This window comes from Bradyrhizobium sp. B117 (assembly GCF_038969555.1).
GTDB lineage: Bacteria > Pseudomonadota > Alphaproteobacteria > Rhizobiales > Xanthobacteraceae > Bradyrhizobium.
Genome location: NZ_CP152414.1, coordinates 837,183 through 859,012, shown reverse-complemented (window position 1 = coordinate 859,012; position 21,830 = coordinate 837,183). Strand labels below are relative to the sequence as shown.

The following is a 21,830-nucleotide window of genomic DNA, read 5'->3' as shown; positions in this document are numbered from 1 at the left end:
TAGAGTTTGTGGCTACCCCTCTCCCTAACCCTCCCCCGCAAGGGGGGAGGGAACGCAGTGTGCGCGTAGAGGCCTCTCAGCTCTCCATCGCGCTCAACCGCTGCAACCGATCCTGCATGACCTTCTTCAGATCGTAGCCGGGGCGGCGGAAGCTCGCGTCGCGCGAGACGAGGAAATCGCGCTGGGACTTGCGGAGATCATCCGCCGAGCGCCGGTTCAGGGACTTCAGCACGCGCTCATAGGTCTCCGCGATCCGGCGGTCGAGCATGCCGAGCTGCGGATCGGCGCAGATCACCTTCTCGACCTCGCGCTTGGCGCTCGCGCAATCGAACGACGGGCCGTTGCCGGAATTCGCCGCGAGCGGACGCGGCGCCTCGGCACCGAACTTCGCGATCTCCGCCATCGTGGTGCGGCGGCCATTTGCGGCGTTCTCGTTGCCGGGATCGAGCTTCAGCGCGGTCTCGTAATCGGCCAGCGCCTTCTTGCGCTCGCCCATCTTCTTGTAGAGCACGGCGCGGTTGTTGTAGGTCAGCGCGAAATTCGGATCGAGCTTCAGCGCCGCCTCGTAGTCACTGAGCGCGGCGCCAAACTCGCCCTTGTGCTGATAGGCATCGCCGCGGTTGGTGAAGAAATTCGGCCGCGGCGCCAGCCGCAGCGCCTGGTCGTAATCAGCGATCGCCTTGTCGTACTCGCCCATCGCGGCCAGCGAGAGGCCCCGATTGTCGTAATATTCCGCCACTTTCGGATCGAGCCTGATCGCCTCGCCATCATCGGCGACCGATTTGTCGAGCTGGCCGAGCTTCTTGTAGGCCGCGCCGCGATTGGTGTAGCTGCGCGGCCGGTTCGGATCGAGCCGCAGCGCCTCGCTGAGATCGCGGATCGCCTTCTCGTTGTCGCCGCCGAGATAATAAGTCACGCCGCGGTCGGACCAGGCTTGCGCATAGTCCGGCTTCAGCTTGATCGCCTGGTCGTAATCGGCAAGCGCACGGTCGAGCCGGCGCTGGCTGGTGTAGACGACGCCGCGCAGCTCGTAGGCCTCCGCATCCTGTGGATCGAGCTCGATCGCCTTGCTGAGATCGGAACCGGCGCGGTTGAGGTCGCCGCCCGCCTCACGCAGCAGATCGCCACGCAGGCGCCAGGCCTTTGCGTTCTTGCCGTCGAGCGCGATGGCGCGGTCGATGTCCCGCAGCGCCTGGGTGAGGCCCCCCGAGGTCCGCGCATTGGCATCGGCGCGCACCAGCAGCGCCGCGGCACGGTCGGTCGTCGAATTCGAGGCCTGGTCGATGATGGCGCTGCAGGCCGTGATCAGTTCGGCAGGACCGGCCTTGCTACCCGTCACGCAATCGGTGCCGGCCGAGGCCGGGGCTGCGAGGACAAGGCTCATCGCCGCGCCGAGGAGAAAGGCGCGAAGCGAGATCTTGGTAAACGCGAACGTTTGCGCGGAAGAAGGCGTGCCGCACATCAGGAAGGCTCCGTGACATCAGGTTTCCACCATTGTCGCGGCGGGAAAGGGATGGGTTCAATCTGGGCCCGCCCTCTGCGTCATGCCCAGGCTTGTCCCGGGCATCCACGTTCTTTGTGCCGTGGGCAAGGCGTGGATGGCCGGGTCAAGCCCGGCCATGACGCTGTGGAAACCTTAGCGGCTCAATATCCGTCCACCCCGTTGATCCGTTGCAGCCGCTCCTGCATCGCCTTCTTCAGATCGTATCCGGGCCGGCCGTATCCGGCATTGCGGCGGGCGATGAATTCATCCTGCTCACGCTGAAGATCCTTCGACTCGGCCGGACTGCGCGCCTCCCGGACCGCCCGGGCATTCGATGCGAAAATTTCGCGGTCGAGATCGGCGAGTTCGCGGCTGGCACAGATCGCCTTCTCGACGGCGCGGGATGCGCGGGCGCAGTTGAAGCTGGGCTTGCCGGCGACCGCCATCTGCGCGCCGATCCGCTCGAGCTCGCGCGCCATCGCCTTGTGATTGGCCTTGGCCTTCTCGTGGTTCGGATCGATCTTCAGCGCGGCGCCGAAATCCTGCACCGCCTTGGGCTTGTCGCCTTTCTTCAGCCAGAGCTCGCCGCGCGCGTTGAAGATATCGGCGAGCGTGGGGTCGAGCTGCAATGCGCGGCTGTCGTCGGCGATCGCGCGGTCGATCTGGTCATGCCGCGCATAGAGCGCGCCGCGCGCGACCAGCGCCTTGACCAGGTCCGCCTTCGCCGACTTCTCATTGTCGATGACGGCCGCGCAGGCCGTTGCCGCCTTGTCCATGTCGTCGGCCGCGGCCGCCGCGAGGCATGGCGCGACATCGACCTGCGGCACTGCGGCCGGCTCGCCGCCGGTTGCGGCCTGGGCCGCGGCGAGCGAGAGCGCGGAGAGCAGAACGACACCTGACAGTTGAATGAGTTTTTGAAAACGCATGCTCGTTGCAGTCGGAAGGTCGTCTTCAGCCTTGCCTTGAGGCCGTACTATCCATCATACGGCCGGATTGGTGCTAGCTTGTGGCGCCGCTCAAATTGGTCTCGGAGATCGACGTGTCGACATTCGAATGGATCATCGCGCTGCTGCTCGGCGCCGTTGCATTATCGGCGCTGGCGCGGCGGATCAAGGTCCCCTACCCGACCTTTCTCGCCATCGGCGGCGCGCTGATCGCCTTCGTGCCGAACAGCCCGTCCTGGGCGCTGGAGCCGGACCTCGCCTTGGCGCTTTTTGTCGCACCGGTCCTGCTCGATGCCGCCTTCGACACCTCGCTGCGCGACTTGCGCAACAACTGGGTTCCGGTCTCGACCCTGGTGGTCGCCGCGGTCGGCCTGACCACGGCCGGCGTCGCCTATGTCGCGCACCGGCTGATGCCCGACATGCCCTGGGCCGCCGCGGTCGCGCTCGGCGCCATCGTGGCGCCGCCGGATGCCGCCGCCGCGGTCGCGATCCTGAGCCAGGTCAAGCTGCCCCACCGCATGGTGAAGGTGCTGGAGGGCGAAAGCCTGCTCAACGATGCCAGCGCGCTGCTGATCTATCGCATCGCGGTCGGCGCGGTCGCCACCGAGCATCTGACCTGGAGCCAGGTCGCGCCGACCATGGCGCTGGGCCTGGTCGGCAGCGTTCTCGCCGGTCTCCTCGCAGCCCGCATCATCGCGCCGATCATGGAGCGCGTGACAGAGGCCCCGAGCGCGATCATCGTGCAGTTCGCCACCACCTTCATGATCTGGATCGCCGCCGAGCATCTCGGCCTCTCCGGCATCCTCACCATCGTGATCTACGCCATCACCCTCGCGCGCACCGCCCCGGCGCGCATGCCGGCGCGGCTGCGGGTGCCGTCATATGCGGTGTGGGAGACGATGGTGTTCGTGCTCAACGTGCTCGCCTTCATGCTGATCGGCATGCAGATGCGGCCGATCTGGACGCGGCTGGATAGCGACGTACGCTGGGAATATTGCGTGGCTGCGGCCTGGATCCTGCTCACCGTCGTCCTGGTGCGCCTGTTCTGGGTGACGTTCTACCGCACGACGCTGCGCGTGCTGATCGCGCACGACCTCTATCATCCCAAAGATCCGAAGCAGGTGGCCTCGCCCAAGGGCGGCCTCATCATCTCCTGGTGCGGCATGCGCGGCCTCGTCACGCTTGCCACCGCCTTTGCCCTGCCGGAACACTTCCCCTATCGCGATTTCATCGTCTTCATCGCCTTTGCGGTCGTGCTGGGATCGCTGGTGATCCAGGGCCTGACGCTGCGGCCGCTGATCCTGGCCTTCAACCTCAAGGACGACGATCCCGTCGGCATCGAGGTCGCGCGCGCCCGCGCCGTCGCCTATCGCGCGGCGCTCGACGCGATCGAGGACGATCCGTCGGAGGAAGCGGAAATCCTGCGGCTCGAATACCGCGCTATCCTGATGCAGGCCGACGATGATCCGCACGGCGGCATTGCCAATGGCGAACTGCCCGCCGATCCCCTGCGCCGTCGCGCCATCGCGGCCGCGCGCAAGTCGATCTTCGACCTCCGCAGCACCAAGGTGATCGGCGACGACGCGTTTCACCGCATCGAGGCAGAGCTCGATCGCGCAGAATTGAGCGCGGGCGGATGAACTAAGTTCGCGGTCGTCCCGGGCTCGCGCTGTGCGCGCCCCGGGACGACAGCGGAGGTTGAACCAAACGCAGCCTCCCCAGACACATTCCAGATGACGACCTTGATCGACGACCGTCGTGTACGCGCGCGTGATGCGTCGCCTGCACGATATTTTTATCTCCACATGGCCCTGGCCTGCGCGGCCACTGCATTCCTCGGTTTCGCACCGACCTATTTTGTGCCGCTCGCCCACCGGACTTTTTCCGCAAGCCCGGTGATTCATTTTCACGGATTGTTGTTCTTCACCTGGACGCTTTATTTCGTGCTCCAGACTTGGCTCGCAGCCTCGGGCCGCGTGGTCAACCATCGCTCGCTCGGCATCGCCGGCGTGTCGCTTGCGACTGCGATGACGATCTTCGGCTTCCTTGCCTCGGTCACGTCGATGAAGCACGCAGCCGCGCTCGGGCAAACCGACGCCGGCATCGTCTTCTCGATCGTGCCGATGAGCGGCATCGCGTTCTTCGCGGTGGTGTTCGTGCTCGCGGTCATGAATACGCGCCGGCCCGAGATTCACAAACGCCTGATGCTGCTCGCCGCGGTCTCGATCCTCGATGCCGCGATCGCGCGCTGGTTCCTGACCTTCCTCGCCCCTCCCGGACCGCCCGGCCCGCCGCCGGTGCCGGTCACGATCGCCCCGGCCGTGGTCGCTTCGCTTCTGCTCGTCGTCGCCATGGTGCGCGACTGGCGCACTGAGGGCCGCGTGCACCCGGTCTACATCTACGGCACGCTCGCGATGCTGGCGGTGAAGTTCTTGAACTGGCCGATCAGCGAAACCGCAGCGTGGCATGCATTCGCCGGCGGGATTCTGGCGCTGGCGCAGTAGGTCGCCCAGCACTCCACTGTCGTCCCGGACAAGCGAAGCGAAGCGGAGCGCCGATCCGGGACCCATAACCACAGGGAGTGGTTTGGCGAAGACACGGAGTTGCCAGTTCGCGCTACGATTTCTCCCTGTGATTATGGGTCCCGGGTTCGCGCTTTGCGCGCCCCGGGACGACAGCCGAATATGAGGCGGCTTACGCCCCCGCCTTGCACGTGATCCCGCCATCCACCACGAGCTCGATCCCCGTCACATATTTTGACTCGTCCGACGCCAGGAACAGCGCGGCATTCGCGACGTCCCAGCCATCGCCCATATGCCCCATCGGCACCTGCGCGTCGCGGGCGCGCCACATCGCTTCGACATCGCCCTTGGCGTAGCTGTTGGCGAGGCCTGCCGAATGCTCCACCATCGGCGTCTTCATCAGGCCGGGCAGGATCGCGTTCACACGCACATGATGGCGCGCGAACTCGATCGCGGTGGTGCGCGTCATCTGGTTCATCGCCGCCTTCGAGCTGCCATAGGTGACGTAGGAGATCCCCATATGGCGGATCGAGGCGATCGAGGAGATGTTGATGATCGAGCCGCCGCCCTGCTTCACCATCACGGGAATGACGTGCTTCATGGCGAAATAGGCGCTCTTGAGGTTGACGCTGAAGACGCGGTCCCAGCTCTCCTCGGTAACCTCGACCACGCTGCCCATCTCGGCGATGCCGACATTGTTGTCGAGCACGTCGATGCGGCCATAGGCTTTGAGGCACGAAGCGACCATCGCCTCGATCTCGGCTGGACGCGAGACATCGGCGGTAAACGCCGTCGCCTTGCCGCCTTCGCCGGTGATGATCTTCGCCGTCTCCTCGGCCGCCGCGCCGTTGCGGTCGACGCAAAACACCCGCGCGCCCTCGCGCGCGAAAGTCACCGCGGTCGCCTTGCCGTTGCCCCAGCCCGGTCCGATCGACCCGGCCCCCACCACCATCGCAACCTTGCCCTTGAGCCGATCCATCGCGTGTCTCCCCTGTTGTTGTTCTTGTAGCCCGGGCGTGGCGGACTACGGATCGCTGCAAATCTTCATCGTGGTGACGTTAGCACCGATGGGATGGCCGACAATCTCCGAAAGCGTCTGGCACGTACCGTCATGGCACAGCCGCCACTCCCCCGCTGCGCCGGAATTGCCGAGCACGACCTCCGGCATCGGCGCGCGGTTCGGCTGCCATTGAAACCAGCCGTCGACGAGCCGCGCCTCGGGCGGCGGCTCCATGCCGGGACCGGTGCCCTTGACGCGGGCCTCTACCAGCTCGAGGCCGGCAGGCGTCACGCGCCAGTCCTCCTGCCAGTCGACCTTCGCGATTGAATGCGTCCATACCAGCGTGAAGGCGGACAGCGCCAGCGCCTTGACGCCTCCCGCTGTTGCGAAGCAGAGGCTCACACCGCCTCGACCGCCGCCGGCGGGCGCTGCCGCCACTGCCACAGCACCAGCGCAGCCGAGAGCACGAAGCCCGCAGTGTCGCTGAAGGCGAAATCGCCGAGTAGACACAGCGCGGCCCCGAGCGCGACGACGCGTTCGAGCAGCGACAGCCGCGTGAACAGGAAGCCGATCGCGACCATGCCGAACAGGCCGATCGCTACCAGCGCCTTGAAGGTCGCGAGCGCCACCGCGCCGTAGAAGCCGAGTTTTGCTGCCATGGGATCACCGGCTTGCAGCATCAAGGCCGGCGAATAGACGAAGATGAACGGAATGACGTAGCCGGCGAGCGCGATGCGCATCGCCTCCCAGCCGATCTTGTCCGGATTCTCCTTCGCGATCGGCGCCGCCGCGAGCGCGGCGAGTGCGACCGGCGGCGAGAGGTCGGCCATGATGCCGTAATAGAACGCGAACATGTGGCTCGCGATCAAGGGCACGCCGAGTTTGGCCAGCGCCGGCGCGGCAAGCGCGGCGGTGATGATGTAGGTCGGGATGGTCGGAATGCCGGTGCCGAGCAGGATCGACAGCAGCATGGTCATGATCAGCGCCAGGAACAGGCTCTTCTCGCCGAGCCCGATCACCCAGCTGCCGAAGATGGTGCCGACGCCGGTCTGCGACATCATGCCAATGATGACGCCGACGATGGCGCAGGCCATGCCGACGGTGATCGCCGACTTCGCGCTCTCCGCCAGCGCATCGCGGCACTCGCGCAAAGCCTTCAGCCCGCCGCGGATGAAGGCGGTGATCACGATCAGCCCGACCACGACGCTCGCGACCGGCACGATCTGGAGGCCGTCACGCGACAGCGCGGCGACGACCAGCGCGAGCCCGACCCAGAAGATGGTGCGGATCACCATCGAGGAGGCGCCCGTCGTGATGGCGGTGCCGAGAATCAGCGTCACGGTGAGCGCGAGGCCCATGCTGCCGGCATAGAGCGGCGTAAAGCCCTCGAACAACATGTAGACGAGGGCGGCGAGCGGCAGCACGAGGTACCAGCGCGTCACCAGCGCCTTCCACGCGCTCGGGATCTCCGAGCGCTTCATGCCGACGAGGCCGTACTTGCCGGCTTCCAGATGCACCATCCAGAACGCCGAGGCGAAATAGAGGATCGCGGGGATCGCGGCGGCCTTGACGATTTCCGAGTACTGGACGCCGAGCGTCTCCGCCATGATGAAGGCGACCGCGCCCATCACCGGCGGCATGATCTGGCCGCCCATCGAGGCGGTGGCCTCGACGCCAGCCGCGAAGGCGCGGCGATAGCCGAACTTGATCATCGAGGGAATCGTGAACTGGCCGACGGTGACGACGTTGGCGACGCCCGAGCCGGAGATGGTGCCCATCATGCCCGAAGCGAACACCGCGACCTTGGCCGGGCCGCCGCGGGTGCGGCCGAACAGGCCGAGTGAGACGTCGGTGAAGAGCTGGATCATGCCGGCGCGCTCGAGGAACGAGCCGAACAGGATGAACAGGAAGATGTAGGTCGCCGAGACGTAGATCGGGACGCCGTAAAAGCCTTCGGTGCCGAACGACAGATGCGTGACGATCTGGTCGAAATCATAACCGCGATGATTGAGCGGCGACGGCAGATATTGCCCGAAGAACCAGTAGAGCAGACAGGCGCCGCACATCAGCGGCAGCGCCGCGCCCATCAGGCGCCGCGTTCCCTCGAAGATCAGCACCGCGAGCAGCGTGCCGACCGCGAGATCGAGTTTGGTCGGATCGCCGTCGCGCGCGATCAGATCGGCATAGAATATCCACTGATAGAGCCCGCAGAAGAAGCCGGCGGCGCCGACCAGCCAGCCGAGCGCGCGGCCAAAATTGCTCTTCGCGGTGAAGTTGGCGATGAGGCCGAAGGTGAGCAGGATGAGAAAGCCGACATGGACGCCGCGCACCACCTGGCTCGGCAGATAGTTGAAGGCGGCGACATAGAGCTGGAAGGTCGCGAACGCGATGCCGACCCAGTAGGCGAGCGTGCCCCACCAGCCCGGGCCGAAACCTTCCGGAAAACCGTGCTCGAAATTGTCGAACTCGACCTTGATGGGCGCCGCCTCGGTGCCCTCTGCCTTTTCCAGCATTTTCAAATCGTCCCCAGCCGTCCAGCGCTTATAGCTTGGCACGGTCCACCCGCGCCGTCATGCCCGGGCTTGTCCCGGGCATCCACGATCTTTCTCGCCTGCCCATAGAACGTGGATGGCCGGGACAAGCCCGGCCATGACGCCCTACTGCGAGAGCCGATCCTACTTGATCAGCCCTTTTTCCTTGTAATAGCGGATCGCGCCGGGATGCAGCGGAACCGGGCTGCCGGTGGCGGCAGTCTCGAGCTTGATCTCCTTGCCGGCGGCGTGCGCGTTCGCGAGCTCGGGCAGCGACTCGTAGACCAACTTTGTCATCTGATAGGCGAGATCGTCGGAGACGGCGGAACTGGTGACGAGATAGTTCACCACCGCCGCAGTCGGCACGTCCTTGTCCTGGCCGGTATAGGTGTTGGCCGGAATGGTCGCGGAGATGAAGGGCGGACCGATCTTGTCCACGGTCTCCTTCGGCACCGACGCCACGGTGATCGAGGCCGAGGTCGAGAGGTCCTTCAGCGAGGCCACGCCAAGGCCGGCCGATTGCAGCGTTGCGCCTAACTGGCGGTTCTTCATGAGGTCGACGGATTCGGCGAACGGCAGATATTCGACCTTGCCGAGGTCCTTGTAGCTCATGCCGGCGGCCGCCAGGATCGCGCGGGAATTCAGCTCGGTGCCCGATTTGGGCGCGCCGACCGACAGGCTCTTGCCCTTGAGGTCGGCCAGCGTCTTGATGCCGCTCTCGGCGGTCGCGACGATCTGGATGTAGTTCGGATAGATCGCGCCGATGGTGCGCAGCTTGTCGAGCTTGTTCTTGAAGCCGGCTTCCTCGTCGCCGTCCCAGGCGGCTTTCAGCGAGTCACCCAGCGTGAACGCCAGCTCGCCGCGGCCCTGCTGCAGCAGGATCAAATTCTCGACCGACGCCTTGGTGGCCTGCACCTGGGTCTTCACGTTCGGAATCTTGTCGCCGTAGATCTTCCCGATCGCGACGCCGAGCGGATAGTAGACGCCGGAGGTGCCGCCGGTCAGCACGTTGATGAAAGACTGCGCATGCGCGCAAGGTGCCGACGCCGCCAGAGCAAGAGCCGTGGCCGCGCCGAAAATCGTCCGTTTCATGGTTGTTGTACTCCCCAAACCGGCGGCGAAATTGGCCGGATGAGGGGAGCGGGTCAACCCGTCCAAAAGGCAAAACAGCACTGCGGTAAACGGCCGTTCCGGCTCGACTTTTTGGGAACCGGACGGTGCGGCGAGGTGGCGCAGCTAGAGCCGAATGCTTCTGTTTTGAACCGGTGTAGCCGCGGGCTGGGTCACCTCGCCCGCTTGCGGGAGAGGTCGGCGCGCAGCGCCGGGTGAGGGTTCTTTCCTCTGGGGGATTGTCCCGTCGTTGAGCCACCCTCTCCCCAACCCTCGCCCGCAAGCGGGGAGAGAGCACATCGTCACTGGAACGTCATGTCCAGGCACTTCGAGATGTCGGAGCCGAGGCCGGAGGAGATGGTGATGCAGCCGCGCACCTTCTGCGTGGTGACGTCGGCGGCCCAGATCGAATAGCCGCCGGGGCCGAAGAACGAGTTGGTGTTCGGCGGCTCGGTCTCGGTGGCGTCGAAATCATACTTCCCGTCGGTCTCGAAGATGCGCGGCTTCTTGGTGCAGCCGCCGTCGGTCTGGACGTTGATGACCTCCTTGTTGTCGCGGGTCAGCGCCAGCGAGACCTGGCAGCGGAAATATTCCGAGGTCTTGGTGTTGAAGAGATAGGTGTAGGACTTGCAGGTCGCGGTGTTCAGCTTGCCCGGGGCAAGGCCGCGGCTGCAGGAAATGCGCTGGTTGTGGCTGAGCTGGTAGTCATCGGCCCTGGCGGCCGGCGCCAGCATCGTCAGCAGCAGCGCGGCAGCCGGGCAAACTCTCATCACATGCTTCATCCGAATCACCCCCACCAATATTTTTGTCGAATTGCGTTCTAGACTGAAAGCGGAACATAGTCGCGCGGGGACGAAGGGAAAATCACAAACTGCTGGGCCGGACGTGATGCGCTGCGGCGCTATCGCAAATTGACCCGGACACGCCGTTCGTGATTTGTTCAAGCTAGCGCCCCGACGATGGGGAGGATGGATGATGGCATTTTCAGCGAAGACGTTTGCAGTTGTAGCCATGCTCGGCGCATTTGCCGCGCCTGCGTGCGCGCAAGCCCCGGCAACGCCGTGGGAGCTCAAGCCCGACACGGGCTATGCCTATGACAAGGACGGCAAGACCTTTTCCTACAGGATGGGCACCAGCAACGCCGGTGAGCTCTTGAAGGGCGCCAAGAAGGTGCCGAGGGGCACGCTGTTCTTCATCGGCCACAACGGCCAGCTCTACATGCGCAGCGGCCCGTATCTGGAAGGCGACGGCAAGTTCAAGTTTGGGCCGGATCAGTAGGGCAACGGCGATGACGGTGCGCTCCCTCGCCCCGTTCTTACGGGGAGAGGGTTGGGGTGAGGGGCTTCTCTCCGCGCATGAGATTTGTCGAGGGACCTGTACCCCCTCACCCGAATTCGATCTGCGATCGAATTCGACCTCTCCCCGCAAGCGGGGAGAGGTGCAAAAGACAGCGTCCTAAAACGCCCCCGCCAATTCCCTCGCACCGGCATTGCCGCTGTTCGAGTCCATCCGCGTATCCGTCACCGCCAGCAGCTTCGCCACCGTGTTGTGGCGGATCGCGACCGGGTTGCGCTCGTAGCCGCCGCGCTGGAAGAAGTTCGAGGTCGGCACCTGCTCGCGCATCGCCTGCGGCATCGTCACCATGTCGAGGCCGGTGCCGTCGCCGGTGAGGTTCATCATCTCGAGCTCAGCGCCGGTGAGAGGACGGGTGAAGCCCTTGGCGCGCGCGAACAGCACCGACGTCAAGAGCTTGTGGGTCTGCAGCATCGGCCCGACATCGACGTCGAGCACCATGGCATGCATGGCCCAGCCCTGCGCGGTGTTGCCGATCTTCTCGTGCTCCGACCAGGTGTCCGGCACCGACTTCGCATGCGCCACCATCTTCTTCAGCACGGCGAGCTTGTGCTCCAGCGACTGGCGCGCCGGCCCCGAGGTCCGCGCCACCTTGTCGGAGAGCGCGCGGATGAATTCATGGCCCTGCTCGGCCAGCAGCTCGACGCTATTGGTGGTCAAGAGCTGGTTGTAGCCGATCGCGGTCGAGATCGCGCGCTTGCCGCCATGCTCGATGCCCGCCTGCACATCGTAGCTGCCGGTGCCGCCGGTCTCGAACGAATAGACCCGCACCGCCTGCTCGCGCGTCAGGCCCGAGGCGAGCGCGTAGCGCGCATAGGCACGCTTGAACTCGAGCTCGCCGGATGGGCGCTGCGGCGTGAACTGATAGAGCTCCTGCGCCGCGCGCAGGAGATCGGCGACGACGGGAATCGGCTTCCTCGCGGGACGCTCCGGCGCCTCCTCCGGCTCCGGGTTCACCGGCCGCTTCGGCCCGTTATAGAGCGGCGGATGCTCCAGCACGTAATCGTCGAGCGTGATCTGCTGGCCGTTGCGCCGCTTGGCATTGCGACCTTTCTTCTTCTCCGAGATCTGGCTCCAATAGGCGCCGGCCTCCTCGTCGAAAGCGGCGCGCGCCGCCTGATATTCCCCAAGCTTGCGACGATATTCGAGCACCGCGGGAGACGCCCCGCCTTGCGCGAAGAACTGCGACAACAGCTGTGCATTGGCATTGCGGACGGCCGGCGGCAGCGCATCCGCCTCGCCGCCACGCGCGACGGGCGCGAGCAGCAGAAACATGAACGGAACCAGAGCCAGCGGTTTTCGAATCGAGTGATGCATGCTGTCCTCTTAGCAGGCATCCGGTAACCGTCACGTTAACACGCCGTTTACCATCTCATTTCCAGGCAAACACCGGCTGTTCCAGGTCGGTGACGCGGGTGTGACGCCCGGCCAGCACCTCGCGGAACTGGTAGATCAGCGCCGCCGTCGGCGCGTGGATCAGGCTCATCTGGTGATGGAAGCGGATCACCCGGCGCGTGCTTTCGGGGATCGCAGTGAAATCGAAGGCGTCATCACGCTCAATCGTGTCGAGCGCGATGCGATGGACGGAGGCGACCTCGTCCGGGTTCGGCCGGATCGCCGCGCTGTCGGCGGCCCACACCACGACCGGCGTGATCAGATAGCCCGAGCGGGTCGGATAGTCATCGAGCAGGCCAAGCACCGCGTCGGCGGGAAGCCTGAGCGCAAGCTCTTCGTCGAGCTCGCGCAGCGCCGCCTCGACCGGCGTCTCGCCGGCATCGCAGCGTCCGCCCGGCAGCGCCCATTGGCCGCGATGCGAACGCAAGCTCGATGCACGCCTGGTGAGCAGGAAAGCCGTGTCGTCGCCGTCACTGGATTCTGTCAGCGCGAGCACCACCGCGGCGCGCTTCAGCGCCGACGGCTCGGCCTCATCAGGCAGCCGCGCGAACGACGCGCAGGCCTCTGCGATATTCCGTCTGGTGGCATCGTCGAAAGCTCTCATGATGCTTGACTACACCAGGACCGCATCTGATGAAACGAGGAGGCGGACGCGTGCAGGGATGGACGGAGCGATGACGAGCAAGGCAGCCGCTAGGCTGAAATCAGACGGCTGGACCATCCTGGAGACCACCGGTTTCTTGCATTTGATCGGCCCGTTGTGGGAGCGCAAGGTCGACGGCCAATATGAGTTCGCGCTCGCGACCGAAGACAAGCATCACAATCGCCGTGGCATGGTCCAGGGCGGCGTGATGATGACCTTCGCCGACCGCACCTGCGGCATGACCGCCCGCTACGTCTCCGGCAAGGAGTACATGGCAACGGTGCAGCTCGACACCCATTTCGTCGAAGCCGGCCAGATCGGCGACATCCTGATCTCCCGCCCCCGCGTGGTCCGCTCGACCCGCAGCCTGATCTTCATGAGCACCGAAGTGACGGTCGATGATCGCTGCATCGTGATGGCGAATGGCGTGTTCAAGATCTTGAAGGGGCCAGGGTAGGAGCGTGGTCAGGCTGCCACTACAGGTCACCACACTTACGCTGTCATTCCCCCCCACCGGGTCTCGCCTTCGGCGAGCCCGATGACAGGCCCCGGCGGGGAATCCGGTACGCCCCAGCGTCTCGATCAATCACAGCCGTCTCGGAATACTGGATCGCCCGCCCCAGTGCGCAAGAGCGCACAAGGCGGGCGATGACATCGCGTGTGGGGCATGAGGACGCCCCATCCCGTCATTGCGAGCGCAGCGAAGCAATCCAGGATCTCTCCGCGGACGCAGCTCTGGATTGCTTCGCTGCGCTCGCAATGACGGCTGTAGCTCGCTATGCTGCCTCCATCAAAATATCGAGGACCCGCCCATGCAATACCGCCAGCTCGGCCGCAGCGGCCTGAAAGTGTCGCCGATCTGCTTGGGCACCATGATGTTCGGCGGCCCGACCGATGAAGCCGCCTCGAAACGGATCATCGACAAGGCGCGCGGCGCCGGCATCAATTTCATCGACACCGCGGACGCCTACTCGAAAGGTGCCTCCGAGGAGGTCGTCGGCCGCGCCATCGGGAGCAATCGTCACGCCTGGGTGCTCGCGACGAAGCTCGCGAATCCCATGAACACTGGTACGGGCGATGATCCCAATCGTGTCGGCCTGTCGCGGCGCTGGGTGTTGCAGGCCGCCGACGAAAGCCTGAAGCGGCTCGGCACCGATCACATCGACATCTACTATCTGCACAAGGAAGACCATTCAACGCCGCTGGAAGAGACCGTGCGCGCGATGGGCGATTTGATCCGCGCCGGCAAGGTGCGTTATTTCGGCGTATCGAACTATCGCGCCTGGCGCGTCGCCGAGATCTGCAACATCTGCGACCGGCTCGGCATCGACCGGCCCGCCGTGAGCCAGCCCTATTACAACGCGATGAACCGCATGCCCGAGGTCGAGCACTTTCCGGCCTGCGCCTATTACGGCCTCGGCATCGTACCCTACAGCCCGCTGGCGCGCGGCGTGCTCACCGGCAAGTACAAGCCGGATGCGGCTCCCGACAAGGAGACGCGCGCGGGGCGCAACGACACCCGCATGATGCAGACCGAATGGCGGCCGGAATCGCTCCAGCTCGCGCAGGAGATCAAGAGCCACGCCGAGAAGAAAGGCATCACTGCCGGCCAGTTCGCGGTCGCCTGGGTGCTGAACTCCGCTTTCGTCTCCTCGATCGTCGCAGGTCCCCGCACCGAGGAGCAATGGGACGGCTACATCAGCGCGCTCGACTACCGCTTCACCGCCGATGACGAGGCGCTGATCGACCGCCTGGTCGTTCCGGGCCATCCCTCGACGCCGGGCTACAACGACCCGGCCTATCCGATCGAAGGACGCCGCGCGCGGACGGCTTGAACTTTCGGAGGCGATAATGGCGCATCAAGACCGTTACGGCCTTCCGATCTCTACCACCTCCGACGAGGCGGCGTCCGCCTATCGCGAAGGCGTCGATCTCATGCTGGCGGGATGGACCGGCACGGCGGAGACGCTGGAGCGCGCCCTCGCGGCGGATCCGGATTTCGCGCTTGCCCACATCGCCCGCGCCCGCGTGCATGCCTTCTATCAGCAAGGCGATCTCGCACGGCAGAAGGCCGCGCTCGCGCGCGAACTCGTCGACAGGCGCGGCACGGAGCGCGAGCGCTCGCATGTCGAGACGCTGGCGCTCGCGATCGAGGGCCGGCTGCCCGAGGCGATCGCATCGACGCTGAAGCACGTCGAGAGCTGGCCGCGCGATGCCGTGGTGCTGTCGCTGCCGCTCGGCGCCTTCGGCCTGTTCGCCTTCTCCGGCATGGCCGACCACGACCGCGCGCGGTTTGAGCTGTGCGAGCGGGTCGCGCATCACTATGGCGAGGACTGGTGGTTTCTCACCCTGTATGGCTGGGCCATGACGGAAAACGGTGATGTCGCGCACGGCCGCGGTGTCACGGAACGTGGTTTCGATCTGCGCCGCGCGAATGCCCACGCAGCCCATGCCGTGCTGCACGCGATGTTCGAGGACGGCTCAATCGAAGAGGCCGACCGTCTCGTCGACGAGTGGCTTCCCTCTTACGACCGGGCCGGCATCCTGCATGGCCATATCCGCTGGCACCAGGCGCTCGGCGCGCTCGAGCATGGCGATGCGGCGCGGGCGCTTGCAATCTATGCCGACGTGCTGCAGCCTTCCGCCACGCAGGCGCCGCCGCTGAACGTCGTCACCGACAGCGCCTCACTGCTCTGGCGTCTGTCGGCCTACGGCCACGACGTCCCGAAGGCGCTCTGGGTCGAGGCCGACGCCACCGCGCAAAAACTGTTTCCGAAGTCGAGCCTGCCCTTTGCCGACGTCCACATGGCACTGTTTGCGGCCGCGACACAAAATCGCGACGCGCTTGCCGCGCGCCTTGCCGTGATCGAGCAGCGGCTCGCCGAGGGCAAGCTGCCGGCCGGCTCCGTGGTGCCGGCGATCTGCCGCGCACTCGCGGCCTTCGCGGATGAGGATTACCGAGCCTGCGTGCAGACGCTGGCGCCCGTGCTCGGCGAGGTCGTGCGCATCGGTGGCAGCCACGCCCAGCGCGAGCTGATCGAGGACACTTTCATCGTCGCCCTCATGCGCAGTGGCGAAGTGCCTCGCGCCCGCGCGCTGCTCGATGCCCGCCTGCATCGCCGGCCGTCGCTGCGCGATACGCGCTGGCAGGCGGCGATGGCTTGAGGCAGGATAAGGAAAAACAGGCCGGAGGACGCCATGACCGAGATCGTCGCGCTGGAGGCGCTGGTCGCGCGCATTACGCCGGGACAGTCGCTGGCGATCCCCGTCGATAGTTCCGGCGTCGCGATGGCGGCGACCGCCGCGCTGCTCGAAACGGGTATCCGCGATGTCAGGCTGATCTGTGTGCCGATCTCCGGCATGCAGGCCGACCTCTTGATCGGCGCCGGCGCGATCGCCTCGCTCGAGACCAGCGCGGTGTCGCTGGGCGAGGCCGGCGGCGCCCCACGCTTCACGGCCGGCGTCAAGAGCGGCACGTTTGCATTGCGGGATTCGACCTGCCCCGCGATTTTCGCCGGCCTGCTCGCCGCGCAGAAGGGCGTGCCGTTCATGCCGATCGCCGGCATCATCGGTAGCGATCTCCTCAACGTGCGGCCCGACTGGCAGGTGATCGACAGTCCTGTGGGCGAGGCGCGCAAGGTCGTCGTGGTGCCCGCGATCTCGCCTAACATCGCCCTGTTTCATGCGCCCGAAGCTGACCGCGCCGGCAATATCCGCATCGGCCGGCATCGCGAGCTCGCCGACCTTGCTTATGCCGCGAAGCGCACGCTGGTCACGGTCGAGCGCATCGTCGACCGCAACTTGCTTGAGACGGAGGATTCGGCCGCCGGCGTGCTGCCCTCGCTCTACGTCGACGCCATTGCAATTGCCGCGCGCGGCGCCTGGCCGCTCGCGCTGTGGGACGAATATCCCGCCGACGAAGCCGAGATCGCGCGCTACGCGGCGATGGCGCGCAGCGAGGAGGGCTTTCGCGCCTATCTCTCGGGTTTCCTGTCGCATCGCAAGCAGGTGGCCTGATGTCGGCCGAGCGCGAACGGCGCGAGATCCTGATCGCCACCATCGCCGATCTGCTCGACGGCATCCGCCACGTCGCGGTCGGCGCCTCGTCGCCGATCCCCGCGGCCGGCGCCATGCTGCTGCGCGCCCGCAACAAACTCTGTGGCAAGCCGCCGGTGCGCATCTCGATCCTGGGATCGCAGGCGCATAATTTCTTCACCAATGGCGGCATCGAGTTGTTCGACTGCGCCGCGCAGGGCCGGGTCGATGCCTTCTTCCTCGGCGGCGGCCAGATCGACGGCCAGGGCAACATCAACCTGGTCGGCGCCGGCGATTATCCGGCGAGCAGCGTGCGCTGGCCCGGCTCGTTCGGCTCGGCCTATCTCTATCACCTCATTCCGCGCGTGATCCTGTTTCGCGAGGAGCATTCGCCGCGCGTGTTCGTGCCCAAGGTCGATTTCGTCAGCGCCCGGGCAATCACGCCGGAAGTGCCTCGCCGCGGCGGCCCGCATGCGCTGCTGACCAACATGGCGCTGTTCGACTTCGACCGCGAAGCGGGCCGCTTCGCGCTGCGCTCGGTCCACCCGCCCTTCACTCCGGCCGACATCAGGGAGAATACCGGTTTCGACTATGACGAGCCGGAGGTCGTGCGCGAAACGCCACGGCCCGATGCGGCGACGCTTTCGCTGCTGCGCGGACGCATTTTCGACGAGCTCGCCGAGACTTATCCGGCCTTTGCACGGGCCATGAGACAGGCGGCTTGACCCATCTTTGCCACGAAAAAAACACCGGCCTGACGGCAAGTGTCCGCCGGGACGGGTTTGGGTGATGGGGCGAATCGCCGATGGGTGGTGCGGTGGTATTCCAGTCGGGTTTGACGGCGCAAACGGGATCGCAACCAATTTTTGGTTCGATAGTTGTTGGACGGGATTCTTCCGTGGCCTACGGCATACGAGCCTGACGATGCGCCCCAGCAAACCAATTCTGGCCGCAACCCTCCTCGCCTTGGCAGGTTCTTTGGCAGGTTCTTTGGCAAGTCCTTGGGCAAGTCCTTGTTTCGCCGAGTCTTCCGCGCCGATCCCGGTCAACAATCCGCAGCCCCTGCAGAACGCCTATATCGACCTCCTGGCGCTGATCTCCGGCCACTGCAAGACGCTGAAGGTCGCCGGGCGCACCCTCGCCTGCAAGACGGTGGCCTACGCCCATGGCGACAAGGGTCGGGTCAATTTCGCGGTCGCGGTCGACGATCCCACTGATGCGAATCATGTGGTGTCGTTCTCCGGGGAGAACGGCAAGCGCGCCGACGACAATTCCTACGAGCTGCCGGTCGACCGCATGCTGCTCAACTCCAAGGACCGGCCCAAGGTCGACGGCCTGCCGGTACCGGCCGAGCAGATCTCCAGAGGTGTCTGCCGCCAGACCGGCAATTTCGCCGCCAGGAAGGTTAACGACGTCACCTGCTCGGCGACCGACAGCGAAGGCCGGACCTACGAGCTGCTGTTCGTCTCCGACGGTAAACCGGTGAGCGTGCGCCGCATCCGGCAATCGGCGCCGTCAATCCAGGATCCGTTCAAGTAGCGATCCTTGACCTCGCCCCCTATCCTTCCGTTGAAACTCTGGGTCTTGCGGGTATGCTTCCGGCGCGCGTCCTCGTGGAGGAGGCCGGATTGCAACCGGAGGCAGGACCGAGACCCCAGCAATGCGTCAGATCACCGGGCTCGCGCGCGTCCTGATCCTCTGCCTGTTTGCAAGTCTGTCGCACCAATGCATCGCGGCTGACGGTCCGCGGCAGCGTTCGGTCCTGGTTCTGGAGGAAGCCGATTTTCGCTCGCCGTTCTATTTGGAGATATTTTCCGGCATCCGCGCCGCCGCGAAGCAGAGCGGCAATGCGCACACGGTGATCTACGGCGAGAGCCTCGATCTCGCCCGTTTCCCGGGACCCGACTATGAGGAGAGCCTGGTCGGTCACCTCAAGACCAAATATGCGCGCCGACCGATCGACGTGATCGTTTCGATCGGCGTCGCATCGGCGAAATTCCTTCAGCAACGGAAGCGTGAGATCTGGCCCGGCACCCCCGTCGTGTACGGCTTCGTGCCCGATCTGCCCGAGACGCGCGCGCTGTTCCTGCCCGATTCGACGGCGATCTTTACAACGGTCAGACCCGCACATCTCCTGACTGCGGCGCGCGCCATCGTTCCCGACCTGACACGTGTCGTCCTCGTCGGCGACGCCTGGAAGAATCCGCTGGTCTACGGGTACTGGAAGCAGGACTTCGCGACGGCGATGCCCGATCTCGAGGTCACCGATTTGTCCGGCCTGGTGCTCCGCGAGGTGCGCGAGCGAGTCGCCTCCCTGCCCGCCCGTTCCGCGATCCTGACCTCGGCGATGTATTCCGACGGCGAAGGCACCTATTATTCGCCGGCCTCGGCCCTCGCACGCGTCGCCGAGACCGCGAACCGCCCGATCGTCATTACGTCCGATACGTTCCTCGGCCGGTCGGGAGTCGGCGGCTTCCTGCTGCTGCCCGAAATCATCGGACGGGAAACCGGCGAAGTGGCGATGCGGATTCTCAACGGAGAAGCGCCGTCGAGCATCCCGCCCGTTGCAGGGAACAACGTGAAGCCGATCTTCGACTGGCGGCAGCTGCAACACTGGAACGTGGATGAAGCCAACCTTCCGCCAGGCAGCGAGGTGCGCTTCCGGGAAGCGACCTTCTGGGAGCGATATTACTGGCACTCGACCATCGTCGCGGGCGTGGTGCTGGTGCAGGCGCTGCTGATCACCGGCCTGCTGCACCAGCGCCGCTTGCGATTCCTGGCGGAGATCGAGGCACGCCAGCGCATGTCGGAGCTCGCCCATCTGAATCGCCGCGCGACCGCAGGAGAGATGTCCGCCTCGATCGCGCATGAGCTGAGCCAGCCACTGGCCGCCATCATGATCAATGCCGAGGCCGCAAAGGAGGTGTTGCGGCATCCCACGCCGGACCTTGCCGAAGTCCGAAACATCCTGGACAACATCCGCCACGACGATCAACGCGCAAGCGAGGTCATCGGCCGGCTGCGGATGTTCCTGAAGCGGGATCCGACCGAGCGGCGCGAGCTCGACCTCAACGCGACGGTCGGGGAGGTGTTTCGATTCCTGTCCGTGCAGGCCCTGACCCACGATGTCGGGCTTGCGACGGAGCCCTCGCCCGCCGACATTCGCGTCAAGGCCGACAAGGTCCAGCTGCAGCAAGCCATCCTGAATCTGGTGGTGAACGCCATGGATGCGGTCGCCCATCTTCCCGATGAGCGGCGCCGCGTGGTCGGCCGAACCAGTCTCGTCGACGGCAACCAGGCCGTCGTCTCCATCGCCGATGCCGGCGACGGCATCCTCGCGGACAAGCTGACCGAGATCTTCAAGCCGTTCTTCACGACCAAGGTGCAAGGCATGGGCATCGGCCTGTCGATCGCGCGCACCATCGTCGAAGCGCATGGCGGCCGGATCTGGGCCGAGAACGCGCCGACGGGCGGCGCCGTCTTTCACATCAGCCTGCCGCTGGCAGCGCCGAGCTAAAGCATGATCCGGAATAGTGCGAAGCGGTTTTCCGAAAAGATCATGCTCAAACAACAACCTAAAGCGCGATGACGATTCATCTCAATCTCATCGCGCTTTAGGCAGCCATCTTATGGAGCGACCCATGACGCGCGACCGTCTGTTTCTGCTGCGCCCTGGTTTCGAGGACCCGGCGTTTCCGAACCAGCGCTTCTATTGCTGGCACTGCGCGCTGATTGAGGGCGTGCTGGCCTCGTTCCCGGCGCTTGCCGAAAAGCTCGACGTCGACCGCATCGCCTGGCCGCGGCCGCGGCAGGCGGTGATCGCGCTGGTCGGCGAAGAGAACCAGTCGTTGCCGCTGCTCGTGCTGGCGGAGGGCGCGACATCGCGGCACCAGACCGGCAGCCATCAGGGCCGCGCCTTCATCGCCGACAAGGACGCGATCCTGGCGGCGCTCTCCGAGCGCCATGGATTTCCCGATCCCCATCCGTAGGTCTTGTAGCCCGGATGGCGTCCCGAAATGAGGGAAGATCGGCATTGCGCGCATTCCTCCTCGTCTCGCATATTCCGTTCAGCACGCAGTTCGAAAGATCCGCCTCATGACCAGCCCCCTCCCCGCCCTCATCGTCGTCGACGTCCAGCGTGCGTTCGACCAATGGGAAGCGGCGGGCAAGCGGCGCAACAATCCGGACGCGGTTAAACGTATCGCCGATCTGCTGAAGGCATTCAGGGCCAACGGCGCACCGATCTTCCACATCCGCCACGAGGGCACCAAGCCGAACTCGACATTCCTGCCGTCGCGCACCGGCTACGCCGTCAAGGACGAGGCGCGCGAGCAAGCGGGCGAGCCCGTCATCGTCAAGCGCGTCAACAGCGCCTTCATCGGCACCGATCTCGAGCAGCGCCTGCGCGCGCGTCACATCACCACGCTCGTGATTTGCGGCGCCACCACCAATCATTGCGTCGAGACCACGACGCGGATGGCCGGCAATCTCGGCTTCGATGCGCGTCTCGTCCGCGATGCGACCTGGACCTTCGACCGCATCGGGCCTGACGGTGACGCGCATTCCGCCGAGGCGATCCATGCGATGACGCTATCGAATCTGAACGGCGAATTCGCGCGCATCGTCGCCACAGGCGACGTGATCGCGTCATTCGCGGCGGAGTGATGGCGGCGGCGCGATCGACATCGCCGATGCGACAATACATCTCACGAGACTCGGTGATTCCTGCAGAATGAGACTGCGCGCGCTGCGTCGTTTCGACGCCCGCACTGGACGGAACGCAGCCGACCTCCATCTGTTGTCACACGACATTC

At 65.4% G+C, this 21,830-nt stretch carries 21 protein-coding genes; 12 read left to right on the top strand and 9 right to left on the bottom strand.

Features of this window, described 5'->3' with window-relative positions; translation table 11 throughout:
- Nucleotides 1-76: 76 nt before the first annotated feature.
- Both AAFG16_RS04150 and AAFG16_RS04145 read right to left on the bottom strand, forming a co-directional pair.
- On the bottom strand, nt 77-1,462 hold the full coding sequence (locus AAFG16_RS04150) for a tetratricopeptide repeat protein (RefSeq protein ID WP_342737531.1): 1,386 nt from the start codon (nt 1,460-1,462) through the stop codon (nt 77-79).
- Between the two features lie 182 nt (nt 1,463-1,644).
- Nucleotides 1,645-2,409 (bottom strand): tetratricopeptide repeat protein, encoded by a 765-nt coding sequence (locus AAFG16_RS04145; protein WP_342737529.1) that lies wholly within the window; start codon nt 2,407-2,409, stop codon nt 1,645-1,647.
- 80 nt (nt 2,410-2,489) lie between these two features.
- Between AAFG16_RS04145 and AAFG16_RS04140 the strand changes: the two genes are divergently transcribed.
- Nucleotides 2,490-4,067, top strand: a complete 1,578-nt coding sequence (locus AAFG16_RS04140) for a sodium:proton antiporter (RefSeq protein WP_342737527.1) — start codon at nt 2,490-2,492, stop codon at nt 4,065-4,067.
- Nucleotides 4,068-4,160: 93 nt separating this feature from the next.
- Nucleotides 4,161-4,931 carry a hypothetical protein gene (locus AAFG16_RS04135; RefSeq protein WP_283083585.1) on the top strand — a complete coding sequence of 257 codons (771 nt, stop codon included), beginning with the start codon at nt 4,161-4,163 and terminating at the stop codon, nt 4,929-4,931.
- Between the two features lie 190 nt (nt 4,932-5,121).
- Here AAFG16_RS04135 and AAFG16_RS04130 read toward each other — a convergent pair whose 3' ends face one another.
- The 5 genes from AAFG16_RS04130 to AAFG16_RS04110 all read right to left on the bottom strand — a co-directional run bounded on the left by AAFG16_RS04130 (nt 5,122) and on the right by AAFG16_RS04110 (nt 10,372).
- Nucleotides 5,122-5,928: a glucose 1-dehydrogenase gene (locus tag AAFG16_RS04130; protein ID WP_342737524.1), complete on the bottom strand. Its 807-nt coding sequence runs from the start codon at nt 5,926-5,928 to the stop codon at nt 5,122-5,124.
- Between the two features lie 45 nt (nt 5,929-5,973).
- Nucleotides 5,974-6,351 carry a DUF1850 domain-containing protein gene (locus tag AAFG16_RS04125; protein ID WP_342737522.1) on the bottom strand — a complete coding sequence of 126 codons (378 nt, stop codon included), beginning with the start codon at nt 6,349-6,351 and terminating at the stop codon, nt 5,974-5,976.
- Nucleotides 6,348-8,462 carry a TRAP transporter permease gene (locus AAFG16_RS04120; protein WP_342737520.1) on the bottom strand — a complete coding sequence of 705 codons (2,115 nt, stop codon included), beginning with the start codon at nt 8,460-8,462 and terminating at the stop codon, nt 6,348-6,350. Before AAFG16_RS04120 ends, AAFG16_RS04125 begins: the two co-directional genes overlap by 4 nt.
- Before the next feature lie 162 nt (nt 8,463-8,624).
- Nucleotides 8,625-9,572, bottom strand: coding sequence for a TAXI family TRAP transporter solute-binding subunit (locus AAFG16_RS04115; protein ID WP_342737518.1), 948 nt, complete (start codon nt 9,570-9,572; stop codon nt 8,625-8,627).
- A gap of 320 nt (nt 9,573-9,892) precedes the next feature.
- Nucleotides 9,893-10,372 carry a hypothetical protein gene (locus tag AAFG16_RS04110; RefSeq protein WP_283083580.1) on the bottom strand — a complete coding sequence of 160 codons (480 nt, stop codon included), beginning with the start codon at nt 10,370-10,372 and terminating at the stop codon, nt 9,893-9,895.
- A 193-nt stretch (nt 10,373-10,565) separates the two neighbouring features.
- On the opposite strand from AAFG16_RS04110, the gene AAFG16_RS04105 reads away from it, so the two are divergent.
- Nucleotides 10,566-10,868 carry a hypothetical protein gene (locus tag AAFG16_RS04105; protein ID WP_283086800.1) on the top strand — a complete coding sequence of 101 codons (303 nt, stop codon included), beginning with the start codon at nt 10,566-10,568 and terminating at the stop codon, nt 10,866-10,868.
- 177 nt (nt 10,869-11,045) lie between these two features.
- Here the strand turns inward: AAFG16_RS04105 and AAFG16_RS04100 are convergent, their stop codons facing one another.
- Both AAFG16_RS04100 and AAFG16_RS04095 read right to left on the bottom strand, forming a co-directional pair.
- Complete coding sequence (locus AAFG16_RS04100) at nt 11,046-12,260, bottom strand: hypothetical protein (RefSeq protein WP_342737516.1); 1,215 nt, start codon at nt 12,258-12,260, stop codon at nt 11,046-11,048.
- Between the two features lie 55 nt (nt 12,261-12,315).
- Nucleotides 12,316-12,942, bottom strand: a complete 627-nt coding sequence (locus AAFG16_RS04095) for a CoA pyrophosphatase (protein ID WP_342737514.1) — start codon at nt 12,940-12,942, stop codon at nt 12,316-12,318.
- A gap of 70 nt (nt 12,943-13,012) precedes the next feature.
- On the opposite strand from AAFG16_RS04095, the gene AAFG16_RS04090 reads away from it, so the two are divergent.
- From AAFG16_RS04090 to AAFG16_RS04050, 9 genes are all read left to right on the top strand, one after another.
- Nucleotides 13,013-13,438 (top strand): PaaI family thioesterase, encoded by a 426-nt coding sequence (locus tag AAFG16_RS04090; RefSeq protein WP_283083577.1) that lies wholly within the window; start codon nt 13,013-13,015, stop codon nt 13,436-13,438.
- 355 nt (nt 13,439-13,793) lie between these two features.
- Nucleotides 13,794-14,816 carry an aldo/keto reductase gene (locus AAFG16_RS04085; protein ID WP_342737511.1) on the top strand — a complete coding sequence of 341 codons (1,023 nt, stop codon included), beginning with the start codon at nt 13,794-13,796 and terminating at the stop codon, nt 14,814-14,816.
- A gap of 16 nt (nt 14,817-14,832) precedes the next feature.
- The gene (locus AAFG16_RS04080; protein ID WP_342737509.1) at nt 14,833-16,146 is read left to right on the top strand and encodes a tetratricopeptide repeat protein; all 1,314 of its coding nucleotides are present in this window, start codon (nt 14,833-14,835) and stop codon (nt 16,144-16,146) included.
- Between the two features lie 33 nt (nt 16,147-16,179).
- A complete protein-coding gene (locus AAFG16_RS04075; protein ID WP_342737507.1) occupies nt 16,180-16,998 on the top strand; it encodes a CoA transferase in 819 nt (272 codons plus the stop codon).
- Nucleotides 16,998-17,741, top strand: coding sequence for a CoA transferase (locus AAFG16_RS04070; protein WP_283083573.1), 744 nt, complete (start codon nt 16,998-17,000; stop codon nt 17,739-17,741). The genes AAFG16_RS04075 and AAFG16_RS04070 overlap by 1 nt, the downstream gene beginning before the upstream one ends.
- Before the next feature lie 199 nt (nt 17,742-17,940).
- Nucleotides 17,941-18,555, top strand: coding sequence for a hypothetical protein (locus tag AAFG16_RS04065; RefSeq protein ID WP_283083572.1), 615 nt, complete (start codon nt 17,941-17,943; stop codon nt 18,553-18,555).
- 121 nt (nt 18,556-18,676) lie between these two features.
- Nucleotides 18,677-20,533, top strand: coding sequence for a sensor histidine kinase (locus AAFG16_RS04060; RefSeq protein ID WP_342737505.1), 1,857 nt, complete (start codon nt 18,677-18,679; stop codon nt 20,531-20,533).
- A 124-nt stretch (nt 20,534-20,657) separates the two neighbouring features.
- Nucleotides 20,658-21,005 (top strand): DUF3088 domain-containing protein, encoded by a 348-nt coding sequence (locus AAFG16_RS04055; protein WP_342737503.1) that lies wholly within the window; start codon nt 20,658-20,660, stop codon nt 21,003-21,005.
- Between the two features lie 106 nt (nt 21,006-21,111).
- The gene (locus AAFG16_RS04050; RefSeq protein WP_342737501.1) at nt 21,112-21,681 is read left to right on the top strand and encodes a cysteine hydrolase family protein; all 570 of its coding nucleotides are present in this window, start codon (nt 21,112-21,114) and stop codon (nt 21,679-21,681) included.
- Nucleotides 21,682-21,830 lie beyond the last annotated feature (149 nt).